Below are 17,406 nucleotides of genomic sequence, written 5' to 3' on the forward strand. Positions count from 1 at the left end.
AGGGCTATGCGCGCTTGCGTCGGCTGGGCGGTGCGTCGATGCCCAATGTCTCGCCGCGGAAGAAGGCAGGCCGACGGACCGCGTTCCAGATCATGACCGCGATGCCGACGACGATGATCAGCATCCCGAGGATGAAGACGATGCCGACCCCGCCGATCTGCGATCCGGAACCGTACTCCGGGTCCATCGAGTCGATCAGTGTGGTGAAGAACAGCACCGCGAGGATCGCGCCGCCGATGAGGGGGAAGAGGAACGTGAAGAAGACGTTCCGCGTCGAGTCGAACCACTGCTTGCGGAAGTACCACACGCACGCGAACGCGGTGATCCCGTAGTAGAAGCAGATCATCATGCCGAGCGTGAGGATCGTGTCCCACAGGGTGTCTTCACTGACGACGCGCATCACGGCGTAGAACGCGGAGGCCACGATCGCCGAGATGATGGTCGCGTACCCCGGGGTGAAGAAGCGCGGGCTGACCTTCGCGAACGACTTCGGCAGGGCGCCGTAGTGCCCCATCGCCAGCAGCGTGCGTGCCGGGCCCACGAACGTGGACTGCAGCGACGACGCCGAGCTGGTCAGCACCGCCAGCGACACCAGGAACGCGAGCGGTCCCAGGATCGGGCCGGAGAGGTGGAAGAACACGTTCTCCTGGATGTCCGCGTTGCCGAGCCCCAGGTCTCCGGTACCGACGCCGGCGAACATGATCATCGCGACCGCGAGCAGCAGGTACAGCGACACGATCGTGAGCACCGTGAGGGTGGCCGCGCGTCCCGGTGTCTTCTCCGGATCCTTGGTCTCCTCGTTCATGGTGAGGGTGACATCCCAGCCCCAGAAGATGAAGATCGAGAGCGAGAGACCGGCGGCGACCGCGCTGAAGGAGGAGATCGCGAACGGGTTGAACCAGTTCAGGTCGAACGGCTGGTAGTCGAAGCCGTTGCCGTTCACCGCCTGCACGATGGCCGCGACGGCGAAGAACACCAGCACGAGGATCTGGAAGCTGACGAGCCAGTACTGCAGCTTCTGCGTCGTCTGCATGTCGCGATACGAGATCCACGTCGCGCCGAGCATGAACAGCAGGCAGACGCCGATGTTGATCCAGGTGACACCGGCGAGGTCGCCGATCGCCGGGTTCCCGGTGATCTGCGACAGCAGCAGGAAGAGGAAGTCGACCGCGACGCCGGCGAGGTTCGACAGCACCAGGATCGTCGCGACGACCAGCCCCCAGCCGGCCATCCAGCCGACCCAGGGCCCGAACGCTCGGGCCGCCCAGGTGAACGAGGTGCCGGAGTCGGGCATCCGGTTGTTGAGTTCGCGATACCCGAAGGCGACCAGGAGCATCGGAATGAAGCCGACGAGGATGATGGCCGGGATCTGCGCGCCGACCTCGGATGCCGTGGGGCCGACGGCGGCGGTGAACGTGTACGCGGGGGCGATGCACGAGATGCCGATCACGACCGCGCCGATGAGGCCGACCGTTCCGGCGCTCAGGCCTTTGGTGGAGATGCCGGTCGTGACACCGGATTCGGGCTCCGTCGCCCGGTTCGTGCTGCTCATCAGCGGTCTCCTGCTTCGTTGCGGGTACGCGGGACGACGATCATGGGAACGGGCAGTTCGTGCAGCATCTTCGCTGCCGTGGAGCCCAGGAACAGACGACGCGGTTGCGCCAGCCGGCTGGAGCCGACCAGGACGACCTCGCCCGAGAGCCAGGAGAGATGGGCGACGGCGTCTTCGACGGAGTCTCCCGGCGCCTTCTCTACCGCGGCGGTGCGGCCGTCCGGCAGCAGTTCCGAGGCCACGGCGAGCACCTCCTGTCCGTGGGTGTCACCGACCGTGCGGATCGCTCCGGTGTCGAGTCCGGGGGGAACGTCGAACGGCACGAGGGACACGAGCCGGAGGTCGACGCCGCTGTCCCCAGCGAGCGCGACGGCCTCGTCGAGGAGGGCGTCGGCACCGGGCCGGGACCCGACGGCGACCGTGACACGCGGGATCACGTGATCGTCCTGCTGTGCGGCGCCGACGGGCGCGAGCGCCACCGGGATGGTCGACGAGTGCAGCAGCTCAGAGGCGACGCTGCCGAGGCGGTGACGGCCGAAGATGCCGCCGCCCGCGGCGCCGATCACGATGATCCTGGCGCCGAACTCCTCGCCCGCGGAGATCAGACCCTCCGCGAACGATTCGGAGAAGCGCACGTGACCGCTGCGGGTCAGCTCCTGCGGGAGCCGGACGACGGCGTCCTTGAGCCACTGCCGCGCCTGCGCCCTGATGTGCTCCTCATACGCGCGCTCCGGCGGGACGGCGGCACTGCGCGTGCCCTCGTTCGGCAGCACGATCACGAGGTGCAGCGTCGCACCGAGGCTGCGGGCGAGCCGGGCACCGAGCGCTGCGGCATCCGCTCCCGCATCCGTCGCCGTGTATCCGACGACGACCGAGCCGGTCATCAGCTGCCGCTCTCGGCAGCGCCGGCGTCGCGGCTCGCGTCGACGATGTTCGACGCGACGAGGTGACCCATGCGGATCGCGCCGTCGACGTGCTGGTACCCGGCGCCGGCCATGTCGCTGCAGGCGAAGTGGATCGGCCCGACGGCCGTGCGGAGGTCCGCGCCGTAGCGGTGCAGGCCACCCATGTCGAAGCTCGCGGCGTACGCGCCGCGCGTCCACTCCTCGCTGCCCCAGTCGCTCTCGTAGTAGACGACCGGCTTCTTGGCTTCCGGACCGTAATAGTGCGACAGCGATTCGAGGATGCGCTCCTTGCGCTCCTCAGCCGAGAGTTCGAACACGCCGTCGGCGTTGGCGTCGGAGACGAAGCCGACCAGGGTGCCGCGCTCGTCGCCGTGGTTGGTGTTGTCGTAGGCCTCGTGCGAGAGCTCGTACGGGCTGAACGCGGTGCCGCTGAGGCCCTGCTCACGCCAGAACGGCCGGTCGTACACGGCGTGCACCTTGATGACGAAGCCCATCGACAGATGCTGGTGCAACTGGTGCTGTCGGCGTGGCAGCGGAGGATCGAACGCGATGCGGCTGTAGAGCACCGGCGCATGCGCGAGGATCGCGTGGCGGGCGCGCACGGTGTGCTCGTCGGTGGTGGCGATGACGCCGGTGTCTGACCATTCCAGGCCGCGCACGGGCTGGTTCAGCAGCACGTCGTCACCCAGGCGCTCAGCGAGCCGCAGCGGAACCTGCTGCAGACCGCCGACCACTCGCTTGTCGAGGATGAAGTCGGCATCGACGAGGTTCGAGTAAGAACCGGCGGACGCGGCCATCAACAGCGACTGCAGCAGGGAGAAGGAGTGTGTGGGCTTGGTGAGCATCGCCGAACCGGTGGCGAAGGCCAGGTTGCGCACGGCCTCGTCGTCGTCGGTCTGCGAGCGCAGCCAGGCGTCCCAGGTGATCGTGTCCCAGGCCTCGGCGCTGGGGTGGGCCCAGGGACGGTCCGGGTCGATCTCGGCGACGAGTGCGTCGAGGATCTCGGTGACCCGGGCGATCTCGGCCTCGGTCTCCGGCGCCACCGGGAACATCTCGCCCGTGAAGCGGTGTGCCTTCCCGTCGGGGCCGACATAGACGCTGTCGCCTTCGCGGTAGCGGCTGTAGGTCTCGAGCCCCAGCTCTTCGATCGTGTCCTTGAGCGCGTCCTGGTCGGGCGACACCCACTGGCCGCCGATCTCGAGCATGGCGCCCTCGATCACGTCGGTCCACAGGCGCCCGCCGACGCGGTCACGGGCCTCCAGCACGGCGACCGACAGGCCGGCCTTGCGGAGGTCGTTCGCCGCCGTGAGCCCTGCGGCTCCGGCACCGATGATCAGTACGTCGCGAGTGATCTCAGCCATCTGCAACTCCTTCGTTGGGTGAAACAGTGCCGGTCGCGACCCGAAATCCCCCGATCGGGGTCGCGACCGGACAGGGGTGTCAGGCCGCGGCGAGCGCCGCGGCGACGATGTCGAGTCCCTCGTTCAGCAGATCGTCGCCGATCGAGAGCGGGGGAAGGAAGCGGATGACGTTCCCGTAGGTTCCGCAGGTGAGGACGACGACGCCCTGGGCGATGCAGGCCTTGGCGACCGCGGCCGTGAGAGCGGCATCCGGAGCCTGGGTCTCGGGATCGACGAACTCGGCGGCGATCATCGCACCGTGGCCGCGGACGTCGCCGACGCGCGGGTCGTTCTGCTGGATCGAGGTGAGACGCTGCGTGAGGATCGCGCCGATCTCACGGGCGCGCTCGATCACGCCGTCGTTCTCGAACACGTCGATCGAGGCGAGGGCGGCGGCGCAGGCGATCGGGTTGCCGCCGTAGGTGCCGCCGAGGCCACCGGAGTGCGAGGCGTCCATGATCTCGGCGCGGCCGGTGACGGCCGCGAGCGGGAGTCCGCCGGCGATGCCCTTGGCCGTGGTGATCAGGTCGGGCTCGATGCCGAAGATCTCGCTCGCGAACATGTGACCCGTGCGGGCGAAGCCGGTCTGCACCTCATCGGCGATGAAGACGACGCCGTTCGCGCGGCACCAATCGACGATCGCCGGCAGGAAGCCGTCGGCCGGGACGATGAAGCCACCCTCGCCCTGGATGGGCTCGATGATGACAGCGGCCAGGTTGTCGGCGCCGATCTGCTTCTCGAGCTGGAGGATGACGCGGGCCGCCGCCTCGTTGCCGTCGAGCCCGTCACGGAACGGGTACGACATGGGAGCGCGGTAGACCTCGGGGGCGAAGGGCCCGAAGCCGCTCTTGTACGGCATCGACTTGGCGGTGAGCGCCATGGTGAGGTTCGTGCGGCCGTGGTAGCCGTGGTCGAAGGCGACGACCGCCTGACGGCCGGTGTGCTTGCGGGCGATCTTGATCGCGTTCTCGACGGCTTCTGCCCCGGAGTTGAACAGGGCGCTCTTCTTCGCGAAGTCACCGGGGGTGATGCGGTTGAGCGCCTCGGCGACGCCGACATACGACTCGTACGGCGAGATCATGAAGCAGGTGTGCGTGAACTGCGCGGCCTGGGCGGCCACGGCTGCGGCGACCTTGGGGTGCGCGTTGCCGACCGTGGTCACGGCGATGCCGGAGCCCAGGTCGATGAGCGAGTTGCCGTCCGCGTCGACGATCACTCCGCCACCGGCGGCCACGGCCGCGATCGGGACGGTGTGCCCCACACCGGCCGCGACGGCATCCGCCTTGCGTGCGAGGATCTCGGCCGAGCGAGGGCCGGGAAGGTCCGTGACCAGGCGACGCTCCTGCGGGAGGTCGGGTCCGCCGAGAGGGACTGCGGGTGCTGCGGTGTCGAGGAGTGCCATGTTCGCGAGCGTACGGCGGCAGCGGAGCCCGTCGCACTAGCCACCTTGTACAATCTAGGCGAAGTGTTCGCCAGACTGTACAGCCGAGAGGTTCATCATGGCCACCACCGAACCCGACCAGCCGACGCTGCGGGCGCTGCTCCGCCGTCGGGACCTCGGGCTCGCACTCGTACCCCTCGAAGAAGACCTGCCGGAGGGGGCTCTCGACCGCCCGCTGCGCTGGGTGCACAGTTCCGACCTGGCCGACCCGACCCCCTTCCTCTCCGAGGACCTCGCATTGCTGACCACGGGCACGCAGTTCGACGAGGCCGTCGACATCGACACCTACGTGGGACGCCTCGCCGAACGGGGGGTCCTCGGGCTCGGCTTCGGCACGGAGGTGCATCGGTCCGGCATTCCGGAGGAGCTCGTCGCCTCGTGCGCCGCGCACGGGATGCCGCTGTTCGCGGTGCCGTACCGCACGCCGTTCATCGCGGTCGCCCGCGCGCACTCCGAGGCGATCGCCGCCCAGGCGTACGCCCGACGGTCCTGGGCGCTCGACACCCAGCGTGCCCTCGCCCTGGCGGCTCTCCGGCCCAGCGGGCTCGAGGCGACCATCGCGGAACTCGGACGACGACTCGACGTCTGGGCCGGAATGTTCGATGCGGCGGGGGCGGTCGTCGCCGCCCACCCGCGCGACCGCCTCCATGCCGAGCTACTCGACGCCCTGAGCGAGCGGGTGATGGAGATCCTCACGCGCGGGCTGGAAGCGAGTCAGTCGCTCACTCTCGGAGATCACGCATTCATGCTGTTCACCGTGGGCCGCGGCGGGCACCTGCGGGGGGTGATCGCTCTGGCGCTCGACGCGCTCGACCCGGAGGCGCGGTCGGTCGTGACGTCGGTGATCGCCATGGCGGGGCTCGCGATGGAGCAGAGCGAACAGCTCGCACGGAGCCGGCGGCGCCTGCACGCCCAGCTCCTCGGCTCCCTGCTCGCCGACGATCCCACGCTGGCGAGAAGAGTGCTCGGCGGCCTGCCCCCTGCTCCGGTGATCGTGGCCGTCGCCGCGGATGCCCCTGCCGGCCCGCTCGGCGAATGGTGGGAGCGGCATCGCTCCGAGCACGGCACTCCCGTCTTCCTCGCCGAGTCCGAGGACGGCGTGACCATGTGCGTCTCCGCCGGCGAGGAAGGCCTCTTCGACGAGGTCGCCACGCGCTTCGGCATCCGCATCGGCGTCTCCGATCCCGACGGCTACGACTCGTTCGCCCGCGCGCACGCGCAGGCTCTGACTGCTCTTCGCCAACAGGGAACGCACGGGGTCGCCCGATACTCCGAGACGGTGGGCTCCAGCATCCTCACCGCGCTGGCGACCGATGAAGCGCGTCTCGTCGCGGAGTCGCGTCTCGCGCCACTGCGCGAGCACGATGCCCGCACCGGGGCCGAGCTGGAGCGCTCGCTGCGCACCTGGTTGGAGCACGATGCGAGGGCCGAACCCGCCGCATCAGCCCTCGGGGTGCATCGGCACACCCTGCGGTCCCGCATCGCTCAGGCCGGGGGCCTGCTCGACATCGACCTCTCGGCATTCCCGGCACGCGCCGAGCTGTGGACCCTCCTGCAGACAGCCCGGGACTGAGCCGCGGGTGACCAGCGAGGGGCGGGCGGCCCACCCGCCCCTCGCCGCCCGAACAGCCCCCACGGCCATCCGTTCATCCCCGGACGGCTCCCACAACCGTCCGCATCCCCAGAACGGCTCCCCCGCCGTCCGCAACCCCGGACAGCCATCCGCGCAGCTCCCACAGCCACGCGCACAGCCCCGCGACCGCTCGGATGGCTCCCCCACAAGCCACCCACGCAGTCCCCATCACCGGACGAACGCCCCATCGTCGTTCGCACCGCGCTCCGCCCAGACGTTCCGCAGCCTCACGGAGTCGCTGTGCATCGCCCTACTCACCGTCTCGTCCCTTCTCCCTGCTCCGGATCGTCCTCTGCCACCCTCACTCAGAAGAAGGCAGCACCGTAGGGCCATTCGTCCCTCGACCTCCCGCCGGGAGGGCTTTGGTCCGCGCACGCCACCGCGCCGGCACTCGAAGGCCGGGGCAGGGCCATCAGCTCGTCAGCCTTCGTCGTGCATCCGCGAGAGTTCGAAGACCGCCGCCTGCGTCCGGTGCGTGAAACCCAGCTTCCCGAGCATCGAGGTGACGTAGTTCTTGATCGTCTTCTCGGCGAGGCCGAGGCGGTCCGCGATCTGCCGGTTCGTCAGGGCGTCGGCGATGAGAGCGAGGATCTGCCGTTCGCGCATGCTCAAGGACGCGAATCGCGGATCAGCGGAATCCGTGGATCCCGAGGCGACCTGGCCCGTCGCCCGACGCACCGTGGCGGGATCGAGCAGCCGACGGCCCTCAGCGACGGCGCGCACGGCTTCCGGAAGGTCCGCAGCGCGCACCGTCTTGAGCAGGTGCCCGTCCGCCCCCGCCATCACGGCCGCGATCACCGCGTCGTCGTCGTCGTAGGCCGTGAGGATCAGGCACCGCATGCCCGGGTGCCGCTGCCGGATGGCCCGGCACAGGTCGATCCCGCTGCCGTCCGGCAGGTGTACATCGAGGACCACGACATCGGGAAGCGTGGCCGCGATCCGCCTCGTCGCCTCCCGACAGCCCCCCGCCTCGCCGACGACCTCGAGATCCGGAGTGGCCTGGATCACGCCCGCAACGCCCCGGCGCACCATCTCATGATCGTCGACCAGGAACACTGCGATCATGCCCGACACTCTCCTGTACCCGCTCGCGCATCCGGTCTGCCGGGGCACGTCTCTGGCACCGTAACGGGCGTTTCGCGGCCACGACCGGGACCATGGTCCCGGCTCGATCGGGTGTGCGGGCCTCCCGTATCGGGATCCCCGCCGGCGACGCGCCTGCCATATACCGGCTGAGCGTTGCAGACCGGTCGGTCTCCGGGGAAGGTGGAGGGATGCAGGACAGATGCCGACAGACGCATATTACGCCCGGCCCCCAGCAGGATGACGGGGACGACGCTCCCGCGACACGCGCACCTCGACTTCTCGCCACCCGCCGTCAGCTCCGCGGTCTGGTCGACTTCTCTCCGGACACGGCGGGCCAGCTCGACGCCGACCGGGTTCTCACCCGCATCGTCCGGGCCGCCGCCGACCTCATCGAAGCCCGCTACGGCGCCCTGATCGTGATCGATGCGGCCGGCACCGTCGAGCGTTTCATCCACGTGGGCATCGATCAGCGGACTGCGGTCGCGATCGCCGATCCGCCGGAACCTGGCACGCTGTTCCGCGCGGTGGTCGACAGCGGCCGCACGATCCGTCTGAACCAGATGAGCGATGACCCTCGATCCGCAGGGTTCCCTCCGCATCACCCTGTCATGGAGGGCTTCCTCGGCGTTCCGGTCCGAAGCCACGGCGAGGTGTGTGGCGTCCTCGTGCTGTCGAACCGCCGCACCGGTGTCTTCACGCTCGAGGATGAGGAGCTCATCGAGTCGATGGCCGTGACCGCGGGAATCACCGTCCACAACGCGCGCGAGGCCGAGGAGGCTCGTCGCCAGCAGCGCCTGAATCGAGCGCTCTCGGATGTGAGCGCCGTGCTCCTGACCCCTCAGCGCGAGGACATCCTCGACGTCATGGCGGAACGCGTCACCCACGTGGTCGCCTGCGACCTCGTGACGATCGTCGTCCACGTGGACGCCGACCACCTTCGCATCGACGCTGCTCGAGGTCCGCTGTCCGCCGCGTACGAACACGGCGTCCTCCCGGCGGCGAGCTCGGTCGCCGCGCACGCCATCGCCAGTGGAGGCGTGGTGAGCGGGAGCCTCACGGACGAGGCCACCCACACCAGCCTGGCAGGAGACCAGGATGCCGCGGGACCCACGGTGGCCGTCCCCCTGGTGGCCGCCGGGCATGCGATCGGAGCCCTGTGCGTCACGCGAGCGGCATCCGGCAGCGACTTCTCTCCGAACGAGATCGACGCGATCTCCGATTTCGTCGCCCAGGCGGGTCTCGCGACCTCGCTCGCCTGGGCTCGAGAGGATCGGCAGCACCTCGACATCATCGAAGAGCGCAACCGCATCGCCCGCGACCTGCATGACAACGTCATCCAGCGGCTGTTCGCGACGGGGATGAGCCTGCAGGCGTTCGCCGCCACCGACCCCGCTCACGCCGAAGAACTCGAGCAGCACGTCGCGGAGATCGATGCAGCCATCACCGACATCCGTTCGGGGATATTCTCGCTCCGGACGCGCCGGGTGAAGAGCAAGGATCGTCCCGTCCGCCGGCGGGCGCTCGATGTGATCACCGAGCTCACTCCGGCGCTGCCGTCCGCGCCGACGGTCACCTTCGTGGGGCCGGTCGATCCGGTCGTCACCGGGAAGCTCGCCGATGATGTGGTCGCCGTCATCCGCGAGGCGCTCGCCAACGTCGCCCACCATGCGCAGGCCAGCAACTGCGCCGTCAGCGTCGCCGTCTCGGAGAAGGAGGTGGTCGTCTCGGTGCAGGACGACGGTGACGGGATCGCCGGGTCCCTCGGTGATCCCGGCGGGACCGAGAACCTCGCGGAGCGTGCCGCGCTGCATGGCGGCACGTTCACGCTGGATCAGCGGACGGACCGCGGGACCACGGCACGCTGGAGCGTCCCCCGACCCGTATGCCCCGACAAGGCGGCGCCGCCACCGGGGCGTCGCCGCAGCGAGGACGGCGCCCGACACGAACTGCCCCGCGGTCGCTCGACGGAGTGAGCGTCCGCTGCGGTCGGAGCCGACTGGTCACACGGTGCACGAGGGCCGGCAGTGCGACATCACATAGGCCATGAAGTCCGTCATGAATCCGGAGATGCCCTGGTCTCTCACAGCCGGGTCGGTGCTCCTGATCGCGGGCGCCCTGGTCGCAGAGAATGCGGGGGACGCGGCGAGGAACTGCGCGGCGATGGCGGCCATCCCGTCTGCCTCGGTCTGCGTGGACACGGTGATGCCGAGCTCGGCGATCAGTTCGGGGTGCGCATCGGCGAGGACTCCGCGCCCCGTCATGATGAGCAGCAGCAGCTCCAGGTCGGTCGACGACGCGAGGCGAGGATCGAGAGCGGCCTCGTCCCCCGCAGCCTGCACGCCGACGCTCGCCGCGGCCGCGACATCGGATGTGGCGTAGCCGGTGGCGCCGTACGCCGAGGACACCCCTGTCAGCGACAGGGTGAGGGCCACGACAGTGGATGTGAGGAGAGCGGTCTTCTTGCGGGCGAGCATGGATGTTCCTCCGGATCGTCGGTGATGCGGAGAAAGTACCACAGCAGTGAAATGTAAAACAGTACTCGATCTGCGGCGACCGTCGCTCTCAGGCAACCCCAGCCGGTCCACGACCGGCCAGGAGCCGTCGACAGCGGCGGACATCGTCCGCGCTCTGCGAGACCAGCGCATCGACCCCCTCGAAGTGCAGCGTGGGCCGCAGGCGGGCGACGAGCGTCACCGCCAGCGTCCGGCCGTACAGATCGAGGTTCACATCATGCAGATACACCTCGACCCGCCTCTCCCGGTCGCCGGCGAAGGTCGGATTCGTCCCGACGCTGACGCTCGCGGGCCAGGCCTCCGGTTCGTCGTCGATACGCGTCCACGCCGCGTAGATCCCATCGGCGGGCAGGTCACTGCCGTCCAGCGCCAGGTTCGCCGTCGGGAAGCCGAGCTCGCGCCCCCGCCCGTCACCGGGCACGACCACGCCGACGACGATCGTGGACGGCGAAGTGCTCACGCGCTCTCGGACCCGGCGATCGACCGATAGCGGCTCTGATGGAAGACCAGCGGCTCCACATCGTCGAACAGCGTGACGTCGGCAATCTCATACAGGGCGATCTCGTGGTCCCCGCCGTCGAAGGTGCTGTGCAGGCGGCAGGTGAGCCAGAGCGCGGCATCCGAGATCAGCACGGCGCCACCCTCGGTGCGCTGCCAGTCATGCCCGCCGAAGCGATCGCCCTCACGCGCCGAGAGCGAGCGACTGAGCGGCTCGTGATGCGCGGCCAGCACGCTCATGCCGAGCTCGGGCACCTCGCGGAGCAGCGGCCAGGTCTTCGAGGTCCGCGCTGCGCTGATGGCGACGAGGGCGGGCTCGAGCGAGATCGACGTGAAGGAGTTGACCGCCATCCCGACGGCACGGTCGTCGAGGTGCGCGGCGAGGGCGACGACACCGGTCGGGTACACCGAGAACGCCCGGCGGAGGGCCAGGTCGCGGGGCAGGGCGTCGGTCACGGCAGACGTCATTTCGGCTTCCTTTCGTTAGTCAACTTTGACTAGTTTTGATTGTAGGCAACTTTGATCATGCAAACAACCGAAATCTGAGATCGCAGCCGTTAGCATGAGGGGCATGTCGACCACCCGCCTCGTCGTCCTCGGCGCCGTGAAGCAGTTCCAGCCCGTGCACGGGTACTTCCTCCGCCGCGAGCTCATGACATGGCACGTCGATGAATGGGCGCACATCCAGCCCGGATCCATCTACAACGCGCTGCGCGCCCTGGAGGTCGACGGCTACATCGCCGAGAGCGGCACCGAGGCGGAAGGCAAGCGCCCGGCACGCACGACCTACCGGATCACGCCGTCCGGCGAGGTCGAGTTGCAGCGGATGCTGCGCGAGAACCTCTGGAACGTGGCGGCCTTCGACACCCAGGCGATCATGACGGTGGCCTCGTTCATGTTCGTGCTGAGTCGGCAGGAGGTCATCGCCGGTCTCGAGCACCGCCTCATCAAGAGCGACGCCATCATCACGCAGAACGGCTTCGACGTGCAGGACACGCTGCGCTCCGAGACCACCCCGAAGTACGTGCGGGAGATCTTCGACCTGTCCACGGCGCGGCTCACGGCCGAGAAGCAGTGGCTGCTCGACCTTCTGGAGCGTCTGCGCGGCGGGGAGTACACGTTCGCCGGCGAGACGGAAGAGGCCGCACCCGCCGCGGCCCCCACGCAGTAGCGACTCAGCGCGACGCGACGAGTGTCGCGATCGATCCGGGCGTCAGCGCCGGCGTGGTCGCTCCGCGGTGCTGAGCCACGACGGCTCCGGCGGCGCAGGCGCGGACCAGAGCATCCTCGATCCCCTCTCCCTGGGAGAGCGCAGCGGCGAGCGCACCGCAGAAGGCATCGCCTGCCCCCGTCGTGTCCACCGGGTCGATCCGGAAGGCGGCGACGTGCACGTGACCTGTTCCCGAGCGGTGAAGCGTCACTCCCCCGGCACCCTGTGTGAGGACGACCGTCTGCGCGCCGGCCTCGTGAAGTCGGTCGATGCCGCCGAGCTCGACGCACTCGGTCTCGTTCACGACCAGGACATCGACATCGCCGAGCATCCTGATCGTCGCGGCATGCGCGGGGGCGGCGTTGAGGATCGTCAGTGCGCCGGCAGCTCGAGCCGCGCGCAGTGCGGCAGCGACGCTCTCTACGGGCACCTCGAGCTGCGCGAGCACGACCGCAGCTCCCGCGATCCCGGTGACCGTGTCTTCCGGTGTGAGGTCGCCGTTGGCGCCGGCCGCGACGATGATGCTGTTGTCCCCGCCATCGAGGGCGAGCACGTGGGCCACCCCGGTCGGAGCGGTATCGCTGCGGCGGAGAGCCGCCACCACTCCGGCCTCCGTCAGCGTCTGCTGCAGCAGGTCGGCTGCCTCATCCGCTCCCACTACGGCGCAGAACCGCGTGGGCACCCCGCTACGGGCGGATGCCACGGCCTGATTCAGGCCCTTGCCGCCGGAGAAGCGTCCGCCGGCTCGCCCGAGGAGGGTCTCGCCGACGCGTGGGGGGCGCGGAACCTCGACCACGAGGTCGAGGTTCGCGCTCCCCACGACGGCGACACCGGCGAGGGTGTCAGACACGCGACATCGTCCGCCGGTACTGCGATCCGGTGTGCGAATCGGCGAGTGCCGGGGTCGGCGTGCCGATCAGACGCTCGCGCAGCGACTGCGGCTCCGACGAGGGTTCGACGATCGCGCCGCGCTCCTTGAGGATCGGCAGCACATGCTCGATGAAGTCGACGGTCGATGCCGGCGGGATGACGGGGGCGAAGAGGAACCCGTCGAGGTCGGCCCCGTCGGCGAGCTCGATCATCCGGTCAGCCACCTGCTCGGGGGTGCCCACGATCGGGCGGGCGCCGACACCGTGCGCGTGCCAGTCGCCGAGCACGTCGCCGACGGTCTTGTCGGCGAAGCGGGCGACCTGCGTCTGCGAGAGCTCGGTGCTCAGCTCGGACATCGGCGTGTTGGGTGCGTACGCCGACAGGTCGAGGCCGGTGAACCAGGCGTACGAGGCGACCGTGACATCCGGGTTCTGCGCGTCGGCGACCTCGGCGTACTTGCGCTGCGCCTCTTCCTCCGTGCTGCCGACGATCGCGGCGAACGCCGACATGATCTTGACCTCGTCGGCTCCGCGTCCGTTCTTCACGGCCTCCTCGCGGATCGCCGAGGAGTGTGCGCGGAGCTGCTCGACGGAGCCGCTGCCGACGAAGATCGCCTCGCCGTGCTTGCCGCCGAACTCACGGCCGGCGGGCGACGCCCCCGCCTGGAACAGCACCGGGGTGCCCTGCGGCGAGCGCGACGTGTTGCCGTAACCGTGCGAACGGAAGTAGGGGCCGTCGTGCGCGATCCGGTGCACCTTGGACGGGTCGGCGAAGCGGCCGGACTTGTCGCGCTCCAGCGCTCCCTCCTCCCACGCCTGCTCCCACAGCTTGTAGACGACCTGCATGAAGTCGTCGGCCATCAGGTAGCGCTCGTCATGACCGACCATCGGCACGCCGAAGCCCTGCACCGCGGTGTCGGCCGTGCCGGTGGTGACGACGTTCCAGCCGATGCGGCCGCCGGAGAGGATGTCGAGCGTCGCCATCCGGCGCGCGAACGAGTAGGGCGGCTCGAGGAGGGTCGAGCCGGTGGCCACGAGGCCCAGACGCGTGGTCTCGGGAATGAGGGCGGCGAGGATGATCGCCGGGTCGAGCCGCGGCAGGTCGAGCCCTTCGGTCGAGCAGATGTCGGGACGCTCGCCGGCGACATCGGCCCAGCCCCAGGCATCCGCGAGGAACAGGAAGTCGAACCCGGCGTCTTCGACCATGCGTGCGGTGTCGCGCCAGTACTCGAGCTTGTCGAACAGGTAGCGCCCGTTGTCGGGGTGACGCCAGGTGGCGGTGCCGGAGTCGTTCGCCTGGGCGTTCTCGAAGAGGCCGAGGCGCAGCTGCTTGACGGTGTTCTGATCGGTCATGTGCGGGTGCCTTCCTTGTGGGTGGTTCTGGTCGTTCTCGAGTGGTTCCGGGCACGCCGGAGGAACCCCGGGGCGGGTGGAGCGCCCGCCCCGGGATCCGGATGCCGCGTCAGCCCTTGGCCGTGACCTCGCCGTCGCTCCACCAGAGCACGCGCTTGCGCACCAGGGCGAGGACGATGATCAGGAGCACACCGAGCAGACAGAGCAGGGCGATGCTCGCCCAGGTGACGGGCAGGTTCGCCTGTGCAGCGGAGGTGGTGACGAGCGAACCGAGACCGGCCTGCTGTCCCGCCGCGACGAACTCGGCGACTGCGGCGCCGACCACCGCGAGCGGCAGGGCGATGCGGAGCCCTGCGAACACATAGGGCATGCCGCCGGGGAATCGCAGTTCCCGGAAGATCTCCCACCGCGAGGCGTGCAACGTCTTGAAGACATCCATCGCCTTCTGATCGACATCGCGGAGACCGGCCAGCGAGTTCACGAGCATCGGGAAGAAGACCACGAGCCCCGTCACGATGAACTTCGGCACCATGCCGAACCCGAAGGCCACGACCAGCGCCGGGGCGATCGCCACGATCGGGGTCACCATCACGATGATCACGAGCGGCATCACGGCCCGCTCGATGATCTGGAACTCGGCCATGACCACCGCTAGCACGAAACCGGCGAGGATACCGGCGGAGGCGCCGACCACCACTTCGAGCAGCGTGACGAGGAAGTTCGACCAGTACATGCCGGCGTCGTCGACGAGGCTGCCGCCGATCGCCTCCAGCGTCGGGAGCACATACGGGTTGGTCCAGGCCACGACCTGCCAGAGCAGCGCGGCGATCACGAACGTGATCAGAGTCGGACCCCACGATCCCCAGCGCAGCCAGGCGGGGATGCCCCGATGCGGCTGGGCCTTCAAGCGGGCGGTCGCGAGGGTCGCGGTCGTGTCTCTCATCGTCAGCTCAGACATGGGCCTTCTCCGTCTGCGCGCGCAGCGCATCGCGCACGACTGCTTCCATCTCGCGGAACTCCTCCGTGGCATACGACTGCTCGTCGCGTGGTCGCGGCAGGTTCACGTCGATCACCTGGGCGATGCGCCCCGGGTGGGCGGCCATCACCACGATGCGGTCGGAGAGCATGATCGCCTCCGGCACCGAGTGCGTGACGAACATGACGGCCTTGCGGTTCGACTGCCAGAACTCCAGCAGCGCGATCCGCTGCAAGTCCCGGTTCATCTCGTCGAGGGCAGAGAACGGCTCGTCCATCAGCATGATGGCCGGGTCGAACACGAACGCCCTGGCGATCGCGGCGCGCTGCTGCATGCCGCCCGAGAGCTGACCGGGATACTTCTTCATCGCCTGTCCGAGCCCGAACGTCGACAGCAGCTCCTCGGGGTCGCGCAGCGCTCGCCCGGAGTTCGCCTTGGCGTTGATGCGCACCGGCAGCTCGACGTTCTCGCGCACCGTCTTCCACGGCAGCAGTGCGGGCGACTGCGGCACGAGGCCGATCTTCTTGTCGCGCGAGGCCGCCGTGACGCTCTCGCCGTCGATCGTGACGGTGCCGGAGTCGGCGTCGAGGAGGCCGGCGACCACCTTGAGCAGCGTGGATTTGCCGCAGCCGCTCGGACCGATCACCGACACGAACTCGCCCATGCCGATCGTCAGGCTCACATCGTCGAGCACCGTGACCTGAGCGCCGTCGACGCCGAAGGACTTGGTGACGTTTCTGACCTCGACGCCTGCTCCCCGCGCGACCGACATCACTTCGCCGGCCAAGTCAGGGTGTCGCCGTCGTAGAGGTCGGCGACCAGGTCGGCGTCCATCATGTCGGCGATCGCGGGCAGGTCCTTGGCGTCGCCGTACTTCTCGACGAGCGCGTACTCCGGCTCCCACATCGACTCGTTCTGCACGCCGGGGTTTCCGCCGGCGCTCTCACGCACCCACGCGGACTCGACCTCCCACGTGCGGGCCAGCTGGTCGCGCGGGAACGCGGCGCCCTGGTTGTTGTCCTCGGCCAGCTTCGCGAGCTTGTCGATGCAGGCGTCCGACTCGTCGAGGCAGTACTGGAGCGCCTTGAGGCTCGCCCGCATGAAGTCGGCGGCGACCTCACGGTGCTCGTCGAGGAAGCGGGAGTTGACCTCCATCACGTTGTACGTGCCCTCGACGCCGAGGTCGGAGGGGAGGAATTCGCTGAACGGCAGGTCCTGCGCCTTGAGGGACTGCGGCTGGTTGGAGGCGTAGCCGACGATCGCGTCGACCTGCTCGCGCACCACGACGGTCGGGTCGTAGTTGGTCATCTTGACCATCTCGACCTTCGAGACGTCGACACCGGCCTCGTCGAGCATGGCAGAGGCGATCGGGGTCAGGTTGATGAAGTACCCGAGCGATCCGCCCTCGAGATCCTTGAGGCTGTCGAGCTTCTCGTTGCCGAAGATGGAGAACGGCGGGGTGGTGCCGTAGGTGGCGACGGCCGTGAGGTTCTTGCTGTTCGCCGCGGCCAGCATCACATCGGATGCGGAGCCGAGCGCCGTGAACTGCGCCTGACCGGATGCGACGAGCTGCTGCCCGTTCGCGCCGGAGGCGTTGATCTCGACATCGAGGCAGAGGTCGTCGAAGTAGCCCAGCTCCTCGGCGAGGAACACGTCGAGCTGACCGGCGCTGGCGGAGTAGCCGTAGCCGGAGATGTAGGTGATGGTGCCGGCATCCTGATTGCGCTTGCAGGCGTCGGTGTCGCTCGCACTCGTGGGGGCGGAATCGCCGCCTGGCGTCTGCGCGGAGCATGCTCCGAGCGTCAGCGTGGCGGCGAGAACGCACGTCAGGGTGGCAGTGATGCGGAATCGGGTTTCCGCAGAGGAAGTAGCCATGAGGGTCCCTTCTCGGCCGTTCGTCATTGATGGCTCGTTGAAAGTAACATAGTCAAGATTGACTAAGCAAGATCAAACTAGTTTTTGACGAACGC

The 17,406-nt window shown here is 68.9% G+C and carries 16 protein-coding genes; 3 read left to right on the plus strand and 13 right to left on the minus strand.

Annotated elements, in window-relative coordinates:
• Window positions 1-4: 4 nt before the first annotated feature.
• From HCX50_RS10715 to gabT, 4 genes are all read right to left on the minus strand, one after another.
• A complete protein-coding gene (locus tag HCX50_RS10715) occupies window positions 5-1,552 on the minus strand; it encodes an APC family permease (RefSeq protein WP_091027478.1) in 1,548 nt (515 codons plus the stop codon).
• Window positions 1,552-2,436 (minus strand): universal stress protein, encoded by an 885-nt coding sequence (locus HCX50_RS10720; RefSeq protein ID WP_167634336.1) that lies wholly within the window; start codon window positions 2,434-2,436, stop codon window positions 1,552-1,554. The genes HCX50_RS10715 and HCX50_RS10720 overlap by 1 nt, the downstream gene beginning before the upstream one ends.
• Window positions 2,436-3,818, minus strand: a complete 1,383-nt coding sequence (locus HCX50_RS10725) for a flavin monoamine oxidase family protein (RefSeq protein WP_167634338.1) — start codon at window positions 3,816-3,818, stop codon at window positions 2,436-2,438. The genes HCX50_RS10720 and HCX50_RS10725 overlap by 1 nt, the downstream gene beginning before the upstream one ends.
• Before the next feature lie 79 nt (window positions 3,819-3,897).
• The gene (gabT, locus tag HCX50_RS10730) at window positions 3,898-5,259 is read right to left on the minus strand and encodes a 4-aminobutyrate--2-oxoglutarate transaminase (protein WP_091027486.1); all 1,362 of its coding nucleotides are present in this window, start codon (window positions 5,257-5,259) and stop codon (window positions 3,898-3,900) included.
• A 97-nt stretch (window positions 5,260-5,356) separates the two neighbouring features.
• Between gabT and HCX50_RS10735 the strand changes: the two genes are divergently transcribed.
• Window positions 5,357-6,871, plus strand: coding sequence for a PucR family transcriptional regulator (locus HCX50_RS10735; protein WP_167634340.1), 1,515 nt, complete (start codon window positions 5,357-5,359; stop codon window positions 6,869-6,871).
• 480 nt (window positions 6,872-7,351) lie between these two features.
• On the opposite strand, the gene HCX50_RS10740 is transcribed toward HCX50_RS10735, so the two are convergent.
• Window positions 7,352-7,996 (minus strand): response regulator, encoded by a 645-nt coding sequence (locus tag HCX50_RS10740; RefSeq protein WP_167634342.1) that lies wholly within the window; start codon window positions 7,994-7,996, stop codon window positions 7,352-7,354.
• A gap of 209 nt (window positions 7,997-8,205) precedes the next feature.
• On the opposite strand from HCX50_RS10740, the gene HCX50_RS10745 reads away from it, so the two are divergent.
• Complete coding sequence (locus tag HCX50_RS10745) at window positions 8,206-9,990, plus strand: sensor histidine kinase (RefSeq protein ID WP_167634344.1); 1,785 nt, start codon at window positions 8,206-8,208, stop codon at window positions 9,988-9,990.
• Between the two features lie 27 nt (window positions 9,991-10,017).
• On the opposite strand, the gene HCX50_RS10750 is transcribed toward HCX50_RS10745, so the two are convergent.
• From HCX50_RS10750 to HCX50_RS10760, 3 genes are all read right to left on the minus strand, one after another.
• Window positions 10,018-10,491, minus strand: coding sequence for a hypothetical protein (locus HCX50_RS10750; protein WP_091029685.1), 474 nt, complete (start codon window positions 10,489-10,491; stop codon window positions 10,018-10,020).
• 88 nt (window positions 10,492-10,579) lie between these two features.
• Window positions 10,580-10,990, minus strand: a complete 411-nt coding sequence (locus HCX50_RS10755; protein ID WP_091029681.1) for a riboflavin kinase — start codon at window positions 10,988-10,990, stop codon at window positions 10,580-10,582.
• On the minus strand, window positions 10,987-11,496 hold the full coding sequence (locus tag HCX50_RS10760) for a flavin reductase family protein (RefSeq protein ID WP_091029677.1): 510 nt from the start codon (window positions 11,494-11,496) through the stop codon (window positions 10,987-10,989). The genes HCX50_RS10755 and HCX50_RS10760 overlap by 4 nt, the downstream gene beginning before the upstream one ends.
• Before the next feature lie 103 nt (window positions 11,497-11,599).
• On the opposite strand from HCX50_RS10760, the gene HCX50_RS10765 reads away from it, so the two are divergent.
• Window positions 11,600-12,199 carry a PadR family transcriptional regulator gene (locus HCX50_RS10765; RefSeq protein ID WP_091029674.1) on the plus strand — a complete coding sequence of 200 codons (600 nt, stop codon included), beginning with the start codon at window positions 11,600-11,602 and terminating at the stop codon, window positions 12,197-12,199.
• Window positions 12,200-12,203: 4 nt separating this feature from the next.
• Here HCX50_RS10765 and HCX50_RS10770 read toward each other — a convergent pair whose 3' ends face one another.
• The 5 genes from HCX50_RS10770 to HCX50_RS10790 all read right to left on the minus strand — a co-directional run bounded on the left by HCX50_RS10770 (window position 12,204) and on the right by HCX50_RS10790 (window position 17,311).
• The gene (locus HCX50_RS10770; RefSeq protein WP_167634346.1) at window positions 12,204-13,088 is read right to left on the minus strand and encodes a PfkB family carbohydrate kinase; all 885 of its coding nucleotides are present in this window, start codon (window positions 13,086-13,088) and stop codon (window positions 12,204-12,206) included.
• Complete coding sequence (locus tag HCX50_RS10775; RefSeq protein WP_029260974.1) at window positions 13,081-14,460, minus strand: NtaA/DmoA family FMN-dependent monooxygenase; 1,380 nt, start codon at window positions 14,458-14,460, stop codon at window positions 13,081-13,083. Before HCX50_RS10775 ends, HCX50_RS10770 begins: the two co-directional genes overlap by 8 nt.
• Before the next feature lie 109 nt (window positions 14,461-14,569).
• Window positions 14,570-15,418, minus strand: coding sequence for an ABC transporter permease (locus tag HCX50_RS10780; protein WP_167634348.1), 849 nt, complete (start codon window positions 15,416-15,418; stop codon window positions 14,570-14,572).
• Window positions 15,411-16,208, minus strand: a complete 798-nt coding sequence (locus HCX50_RS10785) for an ABC transporter ATP-binding protein (protein WP_167634350.1) — start codon at window positions 16,206-16,208, stop codon at window positions 15,411-15,413. The genes HCX50_RS10780 and HCX50_RS10785 overlap by 8 nt, the downstream gene beginning before the upstream one ends.
• The gene (locus tag HCX50_RS10790; protein WP_237682449.1) at window positions 16,208-17,311 is read right to left on the minus strand and encodes an ABC transporter substrate-binding protein; all 1,104 of its coding nucleotides are present in this window, start codon (window positions 17,309-17,311) and stop codon (window positions 16,208-16,210) included. The genes HCX50_RS10785 and HCX50_RS10790 overlap by 1 nt, the downstream gene beginning before the upstream one ends.
• Between the last annotated feature and the right edge of the window lie 95 nt (window positions 17,312-17,406).

This window comes from Microbacterium sp. B19(2022) (assembly GCF_012030385.1).
In the GTDB taxonomy this organism is placed as follows: Bacteria; Actinomycetota; Actinomycetes; order Actinomycetales; family Microbacteriaceae; genus Microbacterium; species Microbacterium oxydans_B.